This is a genomic window from Phycisphaerales bacterium, from assembly GCA_040221175.1.
In the GTDB taxonomy this organism is placed as follows: Bacteria; Planctomycetota; Phycisphaerae; order Phycisphaerales; family UBA1924; genus JAHCJI01.
Genome location: JAVJVK010000001.1, coordinates 158,888 through 175,571 on the forward strand (window position 1 = coordinate 158,888; position 16,684 = coordinate 175,571).

Consider the following 16,684-nt stretch of genomic DNA (forward strand, 5'->3'; position numbering starts at 1 on the left):
CCTTGCTCCTCAAAGCCGCCTCCATCCCAATGCCCGCCGCCACCTCCCCTGGTACGCCCGTCTTCGCCCCAGAGCCCGGTGCCTTTGCCCCGGGAATCCGTGCCTTCACCGCAAAGGCACGGATTTCCACGCCGAAAACACCCGCTCCCGGCCCGGATCCGCCCGGATTCGCGGCAGGGAGCGCAGGACCTGCGCTGATGGCGGCCGTCTTCATGGCCGGTGCGATTCCCGCTGGAGTCCCCCCGCGAAGGGTCCGATGACGGGAGGGACCCGGCCCGCCCCCGTGCGGCCCAGAAAGGAAGCACCCGCCATGGCACGACGCGCCCCCAAGCCCGACGCCCAGTTCCTGCTCAAGGCCCGCCTGCACGCCAGCCGCTGGAAGGAGCAGGGCGACGCCAGCCTGGGCCTGAGCCCCGGCGACGCCCAGGCCCTGCAGGATCTGGTGGCCGAGGCGACCGCCGCCGCCGAGGAGTACCGCCGGCTCGAAGCCGCCGCCCGGGCCGCCAACGAGCAGCGACGCATCGCCATGAAGCGGGCCCGCGGGTCCTACGGCGCCCTGGTCACCCGCATCGATGGCTTCGCCAGGTACACCCGGGACGCGAGCGTCTGGGTCCGCGCCCGCCTAGCGCCACCGGCCCGACCCGGGCCCCGGCCCATCCCCACGGCCCCGACCGCCAGCGAGGCGAACCTGCAAACCGGCGGGTCGATCGAGGTGCGCTTCAAGGGCACCGGCGACGGCGTGCTCTACGAGATCCAGCGGCAGGTGGTCGGGCTCGATGGGAGGGAAGGCCCGTGGGCCACGGTGGCCCCGGGCGTGGGCAAGCGCTGGGTCGATGAGTGCCCGCCCTCGGGCGTGTTAGAGGTGCGCTACCGGGCCCGCGCGATGCGGCCGGGCCGCAAGGGGCCGTTCGGGCCGGCGAGCGTGAGCCCATGGTCGATGGCGGTGGGGGCGCGGTTTGGGTGTGGGGAGGTGGCGCAGGTGGTGGAGCTGGCGCCGGGGCGGGCGGCGTAGAAGGAATCGCGCATACCCAAGATCGCGGCGCGGTTGCGATCCAACGTCATGGCGCGGCGTTGCGGTCGTCGTCTGATTGGCGCTTTCGGATGACGAGCAGCCACCATGCCGTCCACGCGAGGCCCGGCAGCGACCCGAAGTCGATCACGAGCGGAACCCACCACCAGGAGCCAATGTCGTGCCGCGGCCAAAGCGCGATCGCTGCCGCCCCGAGCACGCCGCCGAGCAGCGGAGACCACGATCCCGATGGTCGGCCGATTGCACCACGGATCGCGCGACGCCAGTTATCGACGATGATGGCCGCCGAGAGCAGCGCGAGCACGATGGACAGGGCGAGCAGCATCGCGGGCGATGGTAGCGATCGGCGGCCTACTTCCGCCCCTTCGCCTAGCCCATCACCCAACTATCTACTTGAGCTCCAAAAGAGCCGGATTCTCCAACAGCTCTTGAAGCTCTCTGTCTCGCAGCAGGTCCGTTGCCTTGTCGATATCCTGTACTCTGCAATAGTAAAGAGTAAAAGACTTGTGACGAGGCGAGTGGCCACCGATCATAAAAACATTTGTGCCTGGATCTTGCTTGAGTTCGAAGTACCAGCCGACCTTGGTCCATGAACCACTGTCATTCATAACAAGCGGTCGTGCCCTAAAGTACCTGCCAACAAATATGCTAATATCGTCAATCCGAACAATCGTACTGTCTGTGAAGTCCAGTTCGATCTCTCCGCGACGTATCGACACGTTGGCGTCTGCTTCTGCCGCTTCGACAACCATCAAGAGCCCCGCGTAGTCTTGCGGGAGACGAACAATTAGCTCAGTGGTTTGTCTTGCACTTACATAGCCAATGGCCACGAATATAAAGATTCCAGTGAGCATTATAATCGGCAGCCATACAGCGAACAGCACGTGGCGTGATCGCGAAGGCTTGGCGTATTCGCCCCGACTCGTGTGCAATATTGATCTCTCCGGTGGCTACTTCCGCCCCTTGGCCTTCCCCATCATCTTCGCCCGGATCGCCGCCGCGCGCTCCTCGGCGGTCTTGGGCCGGCGCGCGGGCTCCTCGGCGGGTGCTTCCTCTTCCGCCGGCGCCTCTTCTTCCGTCGGCTCAGGCTCGATCTCGCCGGACTCTTCCTTCAGGAGCCGCTCGCGCGCGACCTCGTAGCACGTCGCCAGCAACCCCACCAGCGGGAACTTCGCGTCCTCGAAGGGGCTGGGGCCCAGGCGCCGCAGCATGGGCGTGGGCACGGGCGGGGGCTCGATGGCAAGGTCGAGCGCATCCAGGTCGGCCGGGCTCTCCCAGAAGCGTTCCATCATCGCTTCGCCCTCGGGCAGCGCCGCGTCGCTGGCGCCCTCGACCCGGGGCTGGTAGATCGGCCTGGGGTTCGCCCCGCCCGCGCTGAGCAACCGCCGGTGGCTCATCCGCTCGGCCAGCGCGCCGTCGGGCAAACCGCGGAGCTTGAAGGCCACGGCGGGGTCGGCCGCGATCCGCTCGGCCAGCAGCATGACCACGCAGCAGGCGTGCTTGGCCCAGCCGCCGCCCTCGGCGAGTCCGTTGGGCGTGTCGGGGCAGGTCGTGGTGATCTTCACCGCGTCGGGCGACTCGGGCAGCAGGCTCAGCCCCAGCGGGCGGAAGACCTCCTCGACGTCCTGGGGCAGGCGACCGCCGAGCACTTCCGCGGCGATGTGGGGCTGCTCGTTGAGCTGGTCGGCCACCTGGTCCCACTGCTCGGTGGTGAAGGCATCCACGTGCAGCTGCACGTCGTACGCCCGCGTGCGCCGGCCCTGCACCGAAGCGCGCACCAGCCCGGGCTCGACCACGAGCGTGCGCGTCTGGCCCAGGCGGGCGTACTCGGTTCCCTCCTCGATGGCGCCCGGCCCGGCGCTGAGTTCGATCAGCCGCATCAGCCGCCGCTCGGGCACGCTGGCCAGGTCCTCGCCCTCTTTCCGCTTGAGCCGGATGCCCCCCGAGACGCGCCTGGGCTTGGTGGGCAGCGGCCGCGGGTGGGGACGCAGGGGCGCGTTGGGCTTGGTCAGGCTGTCGCGCAGCGCCTGCACGTCCTTCTCGGTCGTGTCGGGGGTTTTGGCATCGTCCTCGGCCGGGCGCTTGTCGGCCATCACGCCACCTCTTCATCGCCCACGGCGTCGCCGCGCAGGGTCAGCAGGTCGCGCAGCTGCCCGGTGTCCAGCTCGGTCAGCCAGCGCTCGCCCGCGCCGACGATCTGCTCGGCCAGCTCGGTCTTCTGCTCGATCATGGCGTCGATGCGTTCCTCCAGCGTGCCGCGCACGACGAACTTGTGCACCTGCACCCGGCGCGTCTGGCCGATTCGATAGGCCCGGTCGGTCGCCTGGTTCTCCACCGCCGGGTTCCACCAGCGGTCGAAGTGGAAGACGTGCGTGGCGGCGGTCAGGTTCAGGCCCACGCCGCCGGCCTTGAGGCTCAGGATCAGCAGCGGCGCGGTGCCGTCGGCCTTCTGGAACTTGTTGATGAGTTCCTGCCGCTGCTTCTGCGTCGTCCCGCCGTGCAGGAACAGCACCGGCCTTCCCAGCTCCTGTTGCAGGAGCGCGACGAGCAGCTTGCCCATCTGGCGGAACTGGGTGAACAGCAGGGCCTGTTCGTTCGAGGCCAGGACTTCCTGCAGCATCTCGACCAGCCGCACGCACTTGCCGCTGCGCGTGGCGTCGGGGGCGCCCGGCTGGCCGAAGTCGTGGTCCTTCAGGAGCTGCGCCGGGTGGTTGCAGATCTGCTTGAGGCGGATGAGCGTGCTGAGCACCATGCCGCGGCGGTGCATGCCCTCGACGCGGTCGATGTCGCGCAGCATCGTGTTGACCGTGGCCTCGTACAGCGCCGCCTGCTCGCTGGTCAGGTGGCAGTACTCGCGGCTCTCGACCTTCTCGGGCAGGTCGCCCGCCACGCCCTCGTCGGTCTTGAGTCGCCGCAGGATGAACGGCCGGACCAATCGCCGGAGCTGCTCGCGCCGGCTCTTGTCGCTGTAGCGCTCGATGGGCAGGCTGAAGCGACGCCGGAAGTTGCCGATGGTGCCCAGGTACCCGGGATTGCAGAAGTCGATGATCGACCAGAGCTCGCTCAACCGGTTCTCCACGGGCGTGCCGGTGAGCGTCAGGCGATGGTCGGCCTGGAGCTGGCGCACGCTCTGGGCCTGCTTGGCCGCGGGGTTCTTGATGTTCTGCGCCTCGTCGAGCACGATGCGCCGCCAGGGCATGCGCGTCAAGAGGTCGTGGTCGCGGTGGGCCAGCGCATAGGTCGTCAGCACCACGTCGGTGTCGCCGGCCTTGGCGATGAACGCGTCGTCCTGCAATCGCTCGGCGCCGTGGTGCACCATGACCTTCAGCGTCGGGCAGAACTTGCGCGCCTCGTGCTCCCAGTTGCCCAGCACGCTCATCGGCACGATCGCCAGCGTCGGCGGCACGGGCGCCTGGGCGTACGGCCCCTGGCTGTGCAGGTACCGCTCGCGGGCCAAGAGCGCCAGCACCTGGATCGTCTTGCCCAAGCCCATGTCGTCGGCCAGGCACGCCCCGAAGCCGAACCGCTCCAGGAAGCTCATCCACGCGACGCCGCGGAGCTGGTACGGGCGCAGCTCGCCATGGAACGTCGGCGGGGCCTCGACCTCGGGCAGCGTCTGGCTCTGATCGCTCGAGCCGAACACCGCCCCCAGCCAGCCGCTGGTCTCGATGCCCACGATCGGGAGCGCCGCGCCCTCTTCATCCATCGAGCCGTGGGCCATGCGGATGGCCTCGAGCACCGTCATCTCGCCGCCGGGGTGCTCGCGGATGAACCGGGCGGCCGCCTTGACGTCCTCGGCCCGCACCTCGGCCCACTGCCCGCCCACGCGCACGAGCGGGGCCGACCCGTCCCTGGCCAGCTTCTCGAACTCGGCCAGGGTCAGCTTCAGCCCACCAAGCGAGATCTCCCACGAGTAGCGCACCAGCGTCTGCAGGCCGAGCTGGCTCTTGTGCGCGTGCGGGGAGCCGGGCGGTCCAGCGTCGCCCTCCGGAACGGCGCCCCATCCCTCGGCGTCGCCCTGAAGGCTCTCGAGCGGGTCGCTGTCCAGGCGGAGCGTCGCGCCGACGCGAATACTCGGCGAATCCCACCACGGCGGCGCGACGACGGTGATGCCCTGCTCGCCCAGCACCGGCGCAGTGTCACGCAAGAACTGGTAGGCCTGCTTGGTGTTCAGCTCGAGCTGCGTGGGCTCGCTCTGCCGCAGGGCGCCCTCGAGCTTGTCGTACAAACGCGACGCGCGGCCGAGCTCGCTGAGCAGCAACTGCTGGGGGTCGTCGAGCTGGCGGCCCTCGACCGTCACGCCCCTGCCGGTCAGGCTCCACACCTCGTCGGCGTCGACCTCGACGTTCTCGGTGCCCACGGCGCGCAGGTGGAAGGTCAGCGCCCACCGCGTGTCGCCCGGCGGGGGCTGCAGATCGGGTAGTTCCTCGGCGTTCACCGGCTCGTGCAGCTTCAGGCACAGGCGCCACAGCGCGCTCGCGCCGCGCTCCTCGAGGCGCGCAAGCCAGCGGCGCACGCCACGGGCCGCGTCGGTGCGCTCGGCGGGCTTGATGCCCGACTCGACGTCGCCGTCCAGCAGGCCGCGCAGCCACGCCACGTGCGTGTCGTGCTCCTTGTTTTCGACCGCCTCGGCCAGCTTCTCGTGATCGAACGCCGCCCGCGCCTGCGCATCGAGCACCAGCGACAGGAAGTCGCTGAGCACCAGCCACGGGTCGTGCTCCAAGTCATCGACGCCCGCGCTGCACGCCAGCGGCATCGCGCGCAGCAGGTCGCTGGTCACCCGGGCCGTGTGCTCGTCGGCCAGCCAGGGCTGCCAGCTCCCAAGCAGCCGCCCGTCGGGATGCTGACGCAGGCTGGGCACGAACCGCTGCTGGATGACGAGCTGCCGCACCAGGCTGAGCGACACGACGAAGTGCCGCAGCGTCGAGGCCACCAGCACGCCCACCGGCCCGGCCTCGCCGTCGCCGCGCAACTCGAAGCGTCCTTCCCCCAGGGCCTCCTCGGAGGCGTTGCCGGCCAAGTCATTCACCGCATCGAGCACGAGCGCCACGTGCTCCGGGCCCACGCTGAAGCCCGGCGCCTTGACGACCTCCAGCGCCGACTCACCGTCGGGCCGATCGACGACGCCGGCGGCGCGCGCCATCGCCGGGCTCGGGCTGCGTCCGCCCTGCGGCAGGCGGAGCTCGACCTCGCCGGGCTGCGCCACGCCGTGCACCCGGCGCCCGAGGGTGTGCGCGACCCGGTCGATCAGCGACCGGTCGGCGATCCACGACGCGTTGGCGTCCTCGCGCGACGGCGCGGTCTCGGCCCAGAGCCACAACCGGCCGGCGCACCATGCCGCGTGCAGGCAAGCGGGCTTGCGGCGGACGGCGACGCTCACCATGCAAGGCCTCCCACAGCGCGGTCACGGCCCGTTCGAAGATCAGGAGAAGTAGGGGCGCAGGGACTCGAACCCTGGACCTGCGGATTAAAAGTCCGATGCTCTACCAACTGAGCTACACCCCCAAAAGGCGGGTCATCTCGCGCGGCGGCGATTCGCTGGCCACCAGAGGGACATTGTTGGGACCAAAATCGCCCAAGGCCAACCACACGCGGAATCTCCCCGGTTCGCGTTACGACGCACGGACAAACGGACGACCGAACACCGGCCTTCTACACTGGCATCCATGCGCACCAGGCTGATCTTCGGGCCCATCCTGATCGCCGCGTTGCTCGCCGGCCTGCTGCTCGACCGGGCCCTCGTGGGCGTGCGATGGCCCCTGGACTATCCACCCCTGGGCTTGGACGGTACCGCCCCTCCCGGCGTGGTCGTTCTGCCGGTCATGCTCGCCATCGCCGGCCTTGGCGGCCGGGAACTGGCCATCATGCTCAAGGCCAAGGGCATCCACGCGTCGAGGCTCACCCTGTCGATCGTCGCGATGCTCGGGCTGCTGGCGTCTACACCCCTCTTCGCCACGCTGGCCCAGGGCGACGGCGCAGCGGGCCTGGCCTCGGCCGCCGCCGCGGTCGTACTCATCGGCATCCTCCACCACGCACGGACCATGAACAGCCAGGGCGCGATGCTGAGCATCGGGGCGGTGCTCTTCGCGTTCGTGTACCTCGGCCTGACCTTCGGCTTCCTCCTGCGCATCCGCCTGGAACACAGCGTCTGGGTGCTCGTGTGGGTGCTGGCCACCGTCAAGAGCTGTGACATCTTCGCCTACTTCACCGGCAAGGCCATCGGCAAGCACAAGCTCATCCTCTGGCTCAGCCCGGGCAAGACCTGGGAGGGACTGGTGGGCGGCGTCGTCGGATCGGCCATTGTCGGCGGCGCCGGCCTGGCCCTGCTCACGCAAGGCGGTGCGTTTAACGCCGGCGGCTCGGTCGCGCAATCCGCCCTCGCCGGCGCCATCAGCGGAGCGTGCATCGGCCTTGCCGGCCAATTGGGCGACCTTATGGCGTCCATGATGAAGCGCGACGCGGGCATCAAGGACTCGAGTCGCCTGCTGCCGGGCTTCGGCGGCATCCTCGACGTGATCGACTCGCCAATCCTCGTCGCGCCGCTGGCATATTGGACGCTGGCGATCTGGGCATAATGGCTCAACGCATCGATGCCGCCGCCGCGACACCCGCGTTCGGGTTTTTGCCACCGCACCGTCGCCTTCGTCGCGGTTTTTGCTATACACCATCGCCGGGCCCGCTACACTGTCTCAGTAGATGGACCAGGGAGCTCAGCGTACATGACGATGACCGAAACCGATCGGTTGCTCAAGGTTTTCAGGGTCGATAACAGCATCGACGGGTTGCAAGGCAGGCTCCGCGCTGCCGAGCGATTCCTCGCCGAGCAGGAAAGGCAGCTCGCGAGCCTCGAAGAAAAGCACACGGCTGCCCAGGCCGAGCTGCGCAAGACCAAGGCTGCCGCGGCCAACGCCGAGGGCGAAGCCAAGAGGCTCGAAGGCCACATCAACGAACTCCGCGAGAAGATGAATTCGGCCGGCTCCAACAAGGAGTATCAGGCCTACCTCGCCGAGATCGCCACCTTCAAGACCCAGCAGGAAGAGCAGGAATCCATCGCGATCGAGCTCATGACCCGGGTCGAGACCCTTACGAACGACTTGGCCGAACTCGGCAAGGCCAGAGAAGAGCGCCAGGGCGTTCGGGCCGTTGCCCAGAAGCAACGCGATGAACGCAACGCCGAGATCGCCGATCGCCTCGAAGAGCTCAAGAAAGAGCGCGAGTCCATCATCGCCGAGGTCCCCGAGCACACCCTGACGCACTACCTGCGCGTCCGCGGCCAGCTCGGCGACGAGGCCATGGCGCCCGTCGAGGTCGTCGACGTCAAGCGGCACGAGTTCGTCTGCGGCATCAGCATGCTCGCCGTTCCCGTCGAGACCGTCAGCGCCCTACTCAGCCACGGCCGCGTCACGGTCGATCCCCAGTCGGGTGCGATCCTCTACCTGAGCGACGAAGCCCGCAAGGCCATGGAGCCCGCCGCCAAGCGCTGACGACGAGTCCATCTCGCGAACACAACCACAACGAGGCCCGGGTGCAAGCCCGGGCTTTTCTTGTAAGCCAATCACATGGCGCAACAAAAAGGACGTCCTTCCGGACGCCCTCGCTCGCTCATTCGTGTTATGCAGACGCTCAGTTCTGGCTGGCGGCCTGGGCGGCCCGGTACTGGGTCAGCCACCGCGGACGCGGCGCGTTGTCCTCGACCGGATCGATGTGCACGCGACGGCCCTGGAACACGACCTTGCCCGTGCTGACGCTGAACAGCGTGTCATCCTTGCCCCGCTGCACGCCGAAGCCCGGCTGAAACTTCGTGCCGCACTGACGGACCAGGATGTTGCCCGGCTGGGCGAACTCGCCGCCGTACAGCTTGATGCCCCGGTACTGGGGGTTCGAGTCGCGACCGTTCTTCGACGATCCCTGGCCCTTCTTATGCGCCATGGCAAATGCTCCTGGAGGCTCTCCGGCCCTCTGGCGGCCGGGTCGAGATAGTAGCTGGGCTCTATCGCATGATCCACTTGCTCTCGACCCGTTCGATCGGAGCATTCCCGCGGCCGTCGACGTGGCCGGGAATCTCGTGGACGGCCATGAGCGTCTTGCGGAGCACCACGTCGCGCGGATTGCCGCTCTCGTGGTCGATCACCTCAATGCGGGCCGTCTCACCGCTGAAGCCGGCCATGTACACCCGTGCCTCGTCGGCCTCGGTGTCCCGCACGGGCCAGACGACCAGCCCGTCGCGGGCGTAGGCCTCGCCCCGCCGGAGCACGCCGATCATGCCCACCTGATCGTTCAGGAGCGGGTTGTTCAGCCTTTCCAGAATGGTTCGCGTGACGCTGGCGGGCACGCCCTGCCCGGCCACGACGTTGCTGCCCGTCTCGGTCGCCAGCTCGAAGCTGGGCGCCAGCAGGATGTCCTGATCGGTGTTGTTGGTCACCGTATAGGTCAGGTAGTAGTAAAGCATCGGGCCCTGGCCGGGGGTCTCGACGCTGGCAACTCGCAGGGGTCCCACGTCCAGATCGAGCTGCCAACGCACCGGAATCGGATTGGGCTCTGGAGGCAGGGCCACCGAAGCCGCCGTCAGCCCGAGGGCGGCCAGCACGAGCACGAAAACGCGAGAAGGGAGATTCAGCAATGCCATGGAGTTCTCCGAGGCGATCCGGGAGCCAGTAAGCGGCCTCTGACGGGGCCGTGAGTCATCAAGCAGTCAGATCCGAGGACCGAGCGGCCTTCGACCGACCCTACGCCCGACGAGTCTATATTCGTTTCCCCGCCCGCGTCGGCGGGCAGCAGCGGTAATTTGCACCCGCACGACCGCCGCGATGGCGCGCCGGCCGACGCCCTACGGATACGAGCATGGACGCCAGCGGTTTCCCTTCCCCGCCCAACCAGCCAAGGCCGGTCCCTCCCGAGTTCACGCTCCAGGCTGCCGAGCGACTGATCGAGGCTACCGGCCCGATGGCCCGCCAAGCTGCTCAGCGGCTGATCGACGCCGGTCCCGAAGCAGGCATCACCTTCGCCCACGCGTACTGCACCATCGACCCAAACACCGACACCGTCGAAGAACTCGCCGTCGCCGTGCCCTCGCCCGGACGCAGCGCATTGGTGTTCCTCAGCAGGCCAAGACCCGGCCAGGAACGGCATGCCGCGCGTTCGGCCTGCGCTCGGGCCCTCACGGCACACCTGGCGTCGCTGGAGGGCCGGCCGTTCGACATCGCGCAATCGCTGCCGGCGTCGACCGAGCGTTGGGCGGTCGAGGCCCTGACCGATGCGGGCTGGCGGATCGTGGGTGATCTTGCCTACATGCGCCGTCCAATCAGCGCCCAAGGCCCCGATGCTGCGCGGCCGGAGGACGCACCGCGAACTCCCCGATGGCGTCGAGGTCGAGCCCATCGCCATTCCCGATCCGGGTTCGCCTGCGCACGACCAGCTCATCGAAGCCCTCAACGACTCGTACTCCGACACGCTGGATTGCCCGGCCCTCTGCGGCATGCGACGCACCAGCGACATCGTCGCGTCTCACGCGGCCATCGGGCGTCCGGAGTTGGCCATGTGGTCCCTGGTGACCCACGAGGGGCGCCCAGCAGGGGCCGTGCTGCTCGCGTGCCTGCCCGAGCAGCGCTGCTACGAACTGGTCTACATCGGACTGGGGCCATCCCTGCGTGGGCGTGGCCTTGGCGAGCCGCTGCTTTCGAGCGCCATCGAGCAGATCGCGTCGCGGCTGAAGCGCTCGCCCAGGTCAGGCCGTTGGTCGTTGACGTGCGCGGTCGATACGGCCAACGTGCCCGCGGTGCGCCTGTATCAACGCCTTGGTTTCATCTCGTTCGATCGCCGCGTCGCGTGCGTGCACGGCCTCACGAATGACTTTCCCACCGTTTCACGATCGACCTAGCGCGTTGCGATGCACGGGGTTGCGCACCACGGCGCGAAGCTGTTCCACGGCTTGTCCACACGCGATGTTGACAACGTGCGATCCGATTGTGCATAAAGAAATCTTTAAGGTCTAAACCGTTGGAACACCGGGGTTTTGTTCTTCCGATTTGCCCGAAGCGCCGCAAATTGGGTAGCGTTTGCGCGCCAAAGCGGATACCTTGTGGTGGCGTCGAAGGAATGGCGTCGCGTCGGGGGGTTCGTAGACCACAGCTTCCAGGTCCTCTCGCCAGCAGGCACACAACCACGCGTTCGCGGTGGGGAATCGTTGCATCGTGCTGGCGCAAGCAAACGTCGGACCAGGGATCAAACAGGCGCGAGAGAGCACGCGCGGTCTGGGAACCAACCACGCACGGAGAATGGACTCGATGGGACGACCGGACGCGTCTCGGCCAGGCGGCCGTGGCGGGGTGTTCGTGCGGCCAGGAGACGGCCAGAAGGGTTCGCCATGGCAGCGACCAGCAGGGATCAAGGCGTTCGCGCTCCACAGTCCAAATCGGGCGACAATGGACCGGTTCGGGTCCATGCCGGCACCGGCAACGGCCATGCAAGTCAACAACACGCCCACGCACCGAAGCTCGGCCTGGTGTCGGCCGAGCCCGAGCAGGGGCCAAACGCGCGGGTGCTCACGCGCACGCCCGGCCGAGATGCGGCCGGCGAGCGCGTGCGCACGCGACGCCTTCATCCCGGCCGAGATGCCGATGATCGCTCCGAGCCGGCACCGGCACCGGCTCCGGCCGCCCGGGCTTCCAACGAACAGAACCTCGAGCGACTCCTTGCCGCCAAGGTCGGCTCGCTGACCTTCGAGCGGTACTTCCAGGGGCAGGCCAAGCTCGAGCGGACCGACGACGGCCTCGAGGTCGTGGTCGCCTCGCGCTTCCTGGTGCCCATCGTGGAGAGCCGCTTCCGCCAGCACCTGGTCGAGATTGCCGGCGGCGGATCCGTCCGCTTCGTCGATCGACCCGCCGCCTTCCCTGCGGCCCGGCCGCAGAAGGCCACCAAGGTGGTCCGCCCGAAGGCCGAGCCCGCCAAGGCCAAGCTCCACCCCTCGCACGCCCCGTCCGGGCACCAGAGTGACCGCTTCGTCCGGCTCGAGGATTTCGTCGTTGGCGCCAGCAACGAACTGGCCCACATGGCCGCCATGTCGATCAGCGACCCGAGCGGCACGCCCCGCGCAGGCAATCTCCTGGTCCTCCACGGTGGGTGCGGCTTGGGCAAGACCCACCTGCTTCGCGGCATGGCCTACCGGTACAACAGCTTGCGGGGTTCGGGGGGCAAGGCCAAGTACGTCACCGCCGAACACTTCACCAACGGCTTCCTCGCGGCTTTGCGCACCGGCGGCACCGAGGCCTTCCGCGACAAGTATCGCGGCGTCGAACTGCTCTGCCTGGACGACGTGCACTTTCTGGCCACCAAGGACGCGACCAAGGCCGAACTGCTCCACACGCTCGACCAGATCCTGCAAGGCGGCTGCCGCCTGGCGCTGGCCAGCGACGAGCACCCGCGCCAGGTCGAGGGCTTGGGCAAGCAACTGGTCAGCCGGCTGCTGTCGGGCCTGACCATCGAACTGGGCGAGCCCGATCAGGCCCTGCGGGAGGCGATGGTGCGCAAGCTGGCACGCCAGCGCGGGCTCTCCCTGAGCGACGACGTCGTCGCCGCCATTGCCGAGGCCGCCGCCGACGACTCGGGAGACCGGCCGGCCGGGTCATTCCGCGACATCGAGGGTGCGATGGCCCGCGTCGACGCGTTCCACAACCTGCTCGGGCGCGTGGGCGATGCGCCAGCCGGCGATACCGTGGCCATGTCGACGGTGCACCAGGCCCTGGGCCTGCGAAACCGCCCGACGCCCAAGGCCGGCCCCGTGCGCGTGGATGCGGTCATCGAGGGCGTCTGCCGATACCTGGGCGTAGGCAGCGCCGAATTCTCCGGCCGGGGCCGCCACCGCCGAGTGGTGCTCGCCCGGGCGCTCGTGGCGATCATTTCCCGCCAGCTCACCACCGCGAGCTATCCCGAGATCGCCTCGGCCATGGGCCGGCCGAACCACTCGTCGATCATCACCGCCGTTCGGCGCATCGAGCGGCAGATTGCCGATGAAGAGGTCGTGGCGGTGGGGTGCGAGGCCGACGGTCAGACCGTGGGCCAGCTCGCCGACACGCTGGCCAGGCGGATCCGTCGCTAGGGGCGATAAACTCCCCTCGGGAGGGCCGCCAAGGCTTCGACCGAGAAACACGGGAGTTCACGTGCATTCCAGCGATCATCCAAGGCCTTCCCGCCGGCCCTCGGCGGGCACCGAGATCACCCTCAGCGCTCCGGACATCACCGACCTGGAGGTCGATGCGGTGGTCCGCGCGCTGCGCTCCGGGCGCCTGAGCATCGGGCCCATGCAGGAGGCATTCGAGGCGCTGGTCAGCGAAGCGGCCGGCTGCGACCACGGCGTGGCGGTCAACAGCGGCACCAGCGGGCTGCACCTGGCGCTGCTGGCCCTGGGCATCGGGCCGGGCGACGAGGTCATCACCACGCCGTTCAGCTTCGTGGCCAGCGCCAACGCCATCCTCTATGTGGGCGCGACGCCCAAGTTCGTGGACATCTGCCCGCGAAGCCTCAACATGGACCCCGACAAGGTCGAGCAGGCCATCGGCCCGCGCACCAAGGCCATCCTGGCCGTCGAGGCCCTGGGCAACCCGACGCACATGGACCGCTACGCGGCCATCGCCAACAAGAACGAGATCCACCTCATCGAGGACTGCTGCGAGGCCCTGGGAACCACCTACAAGGGCCGCAAGTGTGGCAGCTTCGGCAGGGTGGGGGTGTTCGGCTTCTACCCCAACAAGCAGATCACCACCGGCGAAGGCGGCATGATCGTCACCGACGATCAGAACCTGGCCGAGCTGTGCCGGAGCCTGCGCAACCAGGGTCGATCGATGCCCAGCGAACTGGCGCAGGAGGGCAACAGCGGGCTGGGGCTCTGGCTCAGCCACGAGCGTCTGGGGTACAACTATCGATTGAGCGAGATCGCCTGTGCCCTGGGCGTCGCGCAGATGCGGAGATTGGGCGAGATCCTGGAGGCCCGGCGCCGCGTGGCCAGCGAGTACCTCGATCGCCTGCTGGGCATCCCCGGCATCATCCTGCCCACCATCGAGAGCGGCACGAGCATGAGTTGGTTCGTGTTCACCGTGCGGCTGGAGCGCGGCTACACCGCCGAGGAGCGCGACCGCATCATCGAGGGCCTGCGCAACCACGACGTCGGCTGTGCGCCCTACTTCCCCAGCATCCACCTCATGCCCGAGTACGTCCGCCGCTTCGGCTTCGAGCGCGGGGCCTTCCCCATCGCCGAGAGCGTGTCGGACCGCACCATCGCCCTGCCCTTCCACAGCGGCCTGACGGTGCGCGACATCGACCTGGTGGCCCAGACCCTGAGCCTGATGCTCTCGCGAGAGAATCTCGCGCGGGGGTGAGGGCGCGAACGGTAGAGCCCGGGGCTTTCCTCGGGGCACACTGTGGGCCTACCATCTCGACCCGCCGGGCCCAGAGGGCCGGCTGTACGCGTGGATCGAGCCCGAGGATTGACCCGATGCCCTACGAATGCCACTTTACCGGACGCAAGACCCGCTTTGGCAAGTCCAAGGCCTACGGCGGCGCGAAGATCTCCAAGGGTGGTTTCGGTCTCAAGACCACGGGCATCACCCGCCGCACCTTCCGGCCCAACCTCCAGAAGGTCCACGCGGTGATCGACGGCAAGCCCACGCGCGTGCTGGCCAGCACCCGGGCCATCAAGAGCGGCCTGGTCGTCAAGCCCCTGAAGCGTAAGTACGGCTACACCCGCCAGCAGAAGGAACAGGCCGGCGGCTGAGCCGGTTGCTCCTGCCGCGGGCGGTGTTTCCGCGGCGTGCCCCATGGGGGCTTCCCATCGCGCCCACGCGTGCCCGTAGAATGCGACTGAGCCCGCCCTTATCGGCCGGCCCGGGGTACCGAGCGTGAAGTGCGACCTTTGCGATGCCGAAGCGACCGTCCACGAGACGCAGATCGTCAACGGACAGGTCATGGTGCGCCGCCTGTGCGAGCGCCATGCGGCCGAGGTCGGCCTGACGGGCCACGCCAGCGTATCGGTGCCCGCGGGAAGCGCCTCGGTGGTGCTCAGCGTGCAGCAGCAGGGGTCGGGTCTGAAGTGCGGCAATTGCGGGTTGTCGTTCGCCGCGTTTCGCCAGCACGGGCTACTCGGCTGCCCGACGTGCTACGAGGCATTCGAGGACAAGCTCTCGCCGCTCATCGAGCGAGCCCACCAGGGCGGCACGCACCATATCGGCAAAACGCCCAAGCGCATGCTGGCGGCCGCCCGGGAGGGTGATCAGGCCGCCATCGAGCGTGTGCTTGGTGGCGCCCGAGAACGGGCCGAGCGGGTTGCGCTGCTGCGCAAGCAACTCGAAGAAGCCATCGCGATGGAGCAGTACGAGCGTGCGGCGGCGCTGCGGGACGAACTGCGGCGATTGGAAGCCGAAGCGAGCAGTGAAACAGGCGGTCCGGGGCCCTCGGGCGGCTCGGGTGAAGCGGCGGGTGACGCAGAATGAAGGAAGGCCAGGGGCAGCACGGCGGCTCTGGCAACTGGTTGGCCGTTGCCGGCCGCGCTGGCGACGTCGTTGTTTCGTCGCGTGTTCGCCTGGCGCGCAACATCGCGGGCTTTCGGTTCCCTAATCGCGCGCCGGCGAGCGAGCGCACGGCCGTCCTGGTGCGCCTGAAGCCGGTGGTGCTGGGGGCGCGATTGAGCCCGCAGGTCGAATGGGTCGACCTGGCATCGACCACGTCCGGCCATCGCGCGTCGCTGGTCGAAGAGCGACTCATCAGCCGCCAGCACGCCATGGGCAAGCCGGGCGAGCCGATGCACGGGCGGGCGGTTGCGATCGGTCTGCCCGAGCGTCGGCTTTCGATCATGATCAACGAGGAGGATCACCTTCGCCTCCAGGTCATCCGGGGGGGCTTTGACCTCTCGGGCGCCATGCGCGAGATCGACGCGGCCGACGATGCGCTCGAGCAGAGCGTGGACTACGCGTTCAGCCCTCGCTTCGGATACCTGACGGCGTGTCCCACCAACGTCGGCACGGGCGTACGCCTGAGCGTCATGCTCCACCTGCCTGCGCTCAAAATCACGCGTGAGATCGAGAAGGTCAAGCGGGCCGCCGACGACCTTGGGCTCACCGTCCGCGGCTCGTACGGCGAGGGCAGCGAAGCGACGGGCGACTTCTATCAGATCAGCAACCAGACCACGATCGGCAAGAGCGAGGCGGTTCTGCTGCGAGAGATGGAGTCTGAGATCATCCCCATGGTCATCGCATATGAGCACAATGCTCGCGATCGGCTGATGCGTGGCGGGCGACGCGGCCTCGAAGACCAGACATGGCGAGCCGTGGGCGTGCTGCTGCACGCGAGATTGCTGAGTACCGAAGAAGCAACGCAATTGCTGAGTCGCTTGCGGCTTGGCATTGCGCTGAAGATCGTTCCGAACCTGGAACTTCCGTTGGTCAATCAACTGCTGGTGGCCGTGCAGCCGGCGCACATCCAGATGGCCATCGGCCAGGAATTGACGCAGGACCAGCGTCGCGAGGCTCGGGCGTCGTTGTTGCGGGCGAAGCTCGGCGAGGCGTTTGCCTCACCAAGGTCGACGCCGCGGCTGATCCGCCCCGACCAGCCTGAGCCCCCGGCCGGTCCGGGCAATCGATCCGATCAGGGCGACGCGGACTAGGTCGA

General features: G+C 68.3%; 15 protein-coding genes and 1 tRNA gene. 9 read left to right on the plus strand and 7 right to left on the minus strand.

Annotation, left to right across the window (positions count from 1 at the left end; all coding sequences use genetic code 11):
* Nucleotides 1–310 precede the first annotated feature (310 nt).
* Entirely contained in the window at nucleotides 311–1,012 is a 702-nt protein-coding gene (locus RIE32_00710; protein ID MEQ9094764.1) for a hypothetical protein, read from the plus strand.
* A 46-nt stretch (nucleotides 1,013–1,058) separates the two neighbouring features.
* Here the strand turns inward: RIE32_00710 and RIE32_00715 are convergent, their stop codons facing one another.
* The 5 genes from RIE32_00715 to RIE32_00735 all read right to left on the minus strand — a co-directional run bounded on the left by RIE32_00715 (nucleotide 1,059) and on the right by RIE32_00735 (nucleotide 6,535).
* Complete coding sequence (locus RIE32_00715; protein MEQ9094765.1) at nucleotides 1,059–1,355, minus strand: hypothetical protein; 297 nt, start codon at nucleotides 1,353–1,355, stop codon at nucleotides 1,059–1,061.
* Between the two features lie 64 nt (nucleotides 1,356–1,419).
* Nucleotides 1,420–1,860, minus strand: coding sequence for a hypothetical protein (locus tag RIE32_00720; GenBank protein ID MEQ9094766.1), 441 nt, complete (start codon nucleotides 1,858–1,860; stop codon nucleotides 1,420–1,422).
* Between the two features lie 120 nt (nucleotides 1,861–1,980).
* A complete protein-coding gene (locus RIE32_00725; GenBank protein MEQ9094767.1) occupies nucleotides 1,981–3,123 on the minus strand; it encodes a hypothetical protein in 1,143 nt (380 codons plus the stop codon).
* Complete coding sequence (locus RIE32_00730) at nucleotides 3,123–6,413, minus strand: DEAD/DEAH box helicase (GenBank protein ID MEQ9094768.1); 3,291 nt, start codon at nucleotides 6,411–6,413, stop codon at nucleotides 3,123–3,125. The genes RIE32_00725 and RIE32_00730 overlap by 1 nt, the downstream gene beginning before the upstream one ends.
* 49 nt (nucleotides 6,414–6,462) lie before the next feature.
* Nucleotides 6,463–6,535: transfer RNA gene (locus tag RIE32_00735), tRNA-Lys, on the minus strand.
* A gap of 161 nt (nucleotides 6,536–6,696) precedes the next feature.
* Between RIE32_00735 and RIE32_00740 the strand changes: the two genes are divergently transcribed.
* The gene (locus tag RIE32_00740) at nucleotides 6,697–7,605 is read left to right on the plus strand and encodes a phosphatidate cytidylyltransferase (protein MEQ9094769.1); all 909 of its coding nucleotides are present in this window, start codon (nucleotides 6,697–6,699) and stop codon (nucleotides 7,603–7,605) included.
* 144 nt (nucleotides 7,606–7,749) lie between these two features.
* Nucleotides 7,750–8,514: a hypothetical protein gene (locus RIE32_00745; GenBank protein MEQ9094770.1), complete on the plus strand. Its 765-nt coding sequence runs from the start codon at nucleotides 7,750–7,752 to the stop codon at nucleotides 8,512–8,514.
* 139 nt (nucleotides 8,515–8,653) lie between these two features.
* Here RIE32_00745 and RIE32_00750 read toward each other — a convergent pair whose 3' ends face one another.
* Nucleotides 8,654–8,959 (minus strand): bL27 family ribosomal protein, encoded by a 306-nt coding sequence (locus RIE32_00750; GenBank protein ID MEQ9094771.1) that lies wholly within the window; start codon nucleotides 8,957–8,959, stop codon nucleotides 8,654–8,656.
* A 61-nt stretch (nucleotides 8,960–9,020) separates the two neighbouring features.
* Nucleotides 9,021–9,656: a hypothetical protein gene (locus RIE32_00755; GenBank protein MEQ9094772.1), complete on the minus strand. Its 636-nt coding sequence runs from the start codon at nucleotides 9,654–9,656 to the stop codon at nucleotides 9,021–9,023.
* 648 nt (nucleotides 9,657–10,304) lie between these two features.
* Here RIE32_00755 and RIE32_00760 point away from each other — a divergent pair.
* From RIE32_00760 to RIE32_00785, 6 genes are all read left to right on the plus strand, one after another.
* Nucleotides 10,305–10,907 (plus strand): GNAT family N-acetyltransferase, encoded by a 603-nt coding sequence (locus RIE32_00760; GenBank protein MEQ9094773.1) that lies wholly within the window; start codon nucleotides 10,305–10,307, stop codon nucleotides 10,905–10,907.
* Nucleotides 10,908–11,393: 486 nt separating this feature from the next.
* Nucleotides 11,394–13,124, plus strand: a complete 1,731-nt coding sequence (locus tag RIE32_00765) for a DnaA/Hda family protein (GenBank protein MEQ9094774.1) — start codon at nucleotides 11,394–11,396, stop codon at nucleotides 13,122–13,124.
* 61 nt (nucleotides 13,125–13,185) lie between these two features.
* The gene (locus RIE32_00770; GenBank protein MEQ9094775.1) at nucleotides 13,186–14,400 is read left to right on the plus strand and encodes a DegT/DnrJ/EryC1/StrS family aminotransferase; all 1,215 of its coding nucleotides are present in this window, start codon (nucleotides 13,186–13,188) and stop codon (nucleotides 14,398–14,400) included.
* A gap of 116 nt (nucleotides 14,401–14,516) precedes the next feature.
* Complete coding sequence (gene rpmB / locus RIE32_00775; protein MEQ9094776.1) at nucleotides 14,517–14,795, plus strand: 50S ribosomal protein L28; 279 nt, start codon at nucleotides 14,517–14,519, stop codon at nucleotides 14,793–14,795.
* A gap of 124 nt (nucleotides 14,796–14,919) precedes the next feature.
* A complete protein-coding gene (locus RIE32_00780) occupies nucleotides 14,920–15,510 on the plus strand; it encodes a UvrB/UvrC motif-containing protein (protein MEQ9094777.1) in 591 nt (196 codons plus the stop codon).
* Nucleotides 15,507–16,679: a protein arginine kinase gene (locus tag RIE32_00785; protein MEQ9094778.1), complete on the plus strand. Its 1,173-nt coding sequence runs from the start codon at nucleotides 15,507–15,509 to the stop codon at nucleotides 16,677–16,679. The genes RIE32_00780 and RIE32_00785 overlap by 4 nt, the downstream gene beginning before the upstream one ends.
* Nucleotides 16,680–16,684: the final 5 nt, after the last annotated feature.

Coding starts and splice junctions, on each gene's coding strand:
- RIE32_00710 (MEQ9094764.1), top strand. CDS start 311: ATGGCACGACGCGCCCCCAAGCCCGACGCCCAGTTCCTGCTCAAGGCC.
- RIE32_00715 (MEQ9094765.1), bottom strand. CDS start 1,355: ATGCTGCTCGCCCTGTCCATCGTGCTCGCGCTGCTCTCGGCGGCCATC.
- RIE32_00725 (MEQ9094767.1), bottom strand. CDS start 3,123: ATGGCCGACAAGCGCCCGGCCGAGGACGATGCCAAAACCCCCGACACG.
- RIE32_00730 (MEQ9094768.1), bottom strand. CDS start 6,413: ATGGTGAGCGTCGCCGTCCGCCGCAAGCCCGCTTGCCTGCACGCGGCA.
- RIE32_00740 (MEQ9094769.1), top strand. CDS start 6,697: ATGCGCACCAGGCTGATCTTCGGGCCCATCCTGATCGCCGCGTTGCTC.
- RIE32_00745 (MEQ9094770.1), top strand. CDS start 7,750: ATGACGATGACCGAAACCGATCGGTTGCTCAAGGTTTTCAGGGTCGAT.
- RIE32_00750 (MEQ9094771.1), bottom strand. CDS start 8,959: ATGGCGCATAAGAAGGGCCAGGGATCGTCGAAGAACGGTCGCGACTCG.
- RIE32_00755 (MEQ9094772.1), bottom strand. CDS start 9,656: ATGGCATTGCTGAATCTCCCTTCTCGCGTTTTCGTGCTCGTGCTGGCC.
- RIE32_00765 (MEQ9094774.1), top strand. CDS start 11,394: ATGGCAGCGACCAGCAGGGATCAAGGCGTTCGCGCTCCACAGTCCAAA.
- rpmB (MEQ9094776.1), top strand. CDS start 14,517: ATGCCCTACGAATGCCACTTTACCGGACGCAAGACCCGCTTTGGCAAG.
- RIE32_00785 (MEQ9094778.1), top strand. CDS start 15,507: ATGAAGGAAGGCCAGGGGCAGCACGGCGGCTCTGGCAACTGGTTGGCC.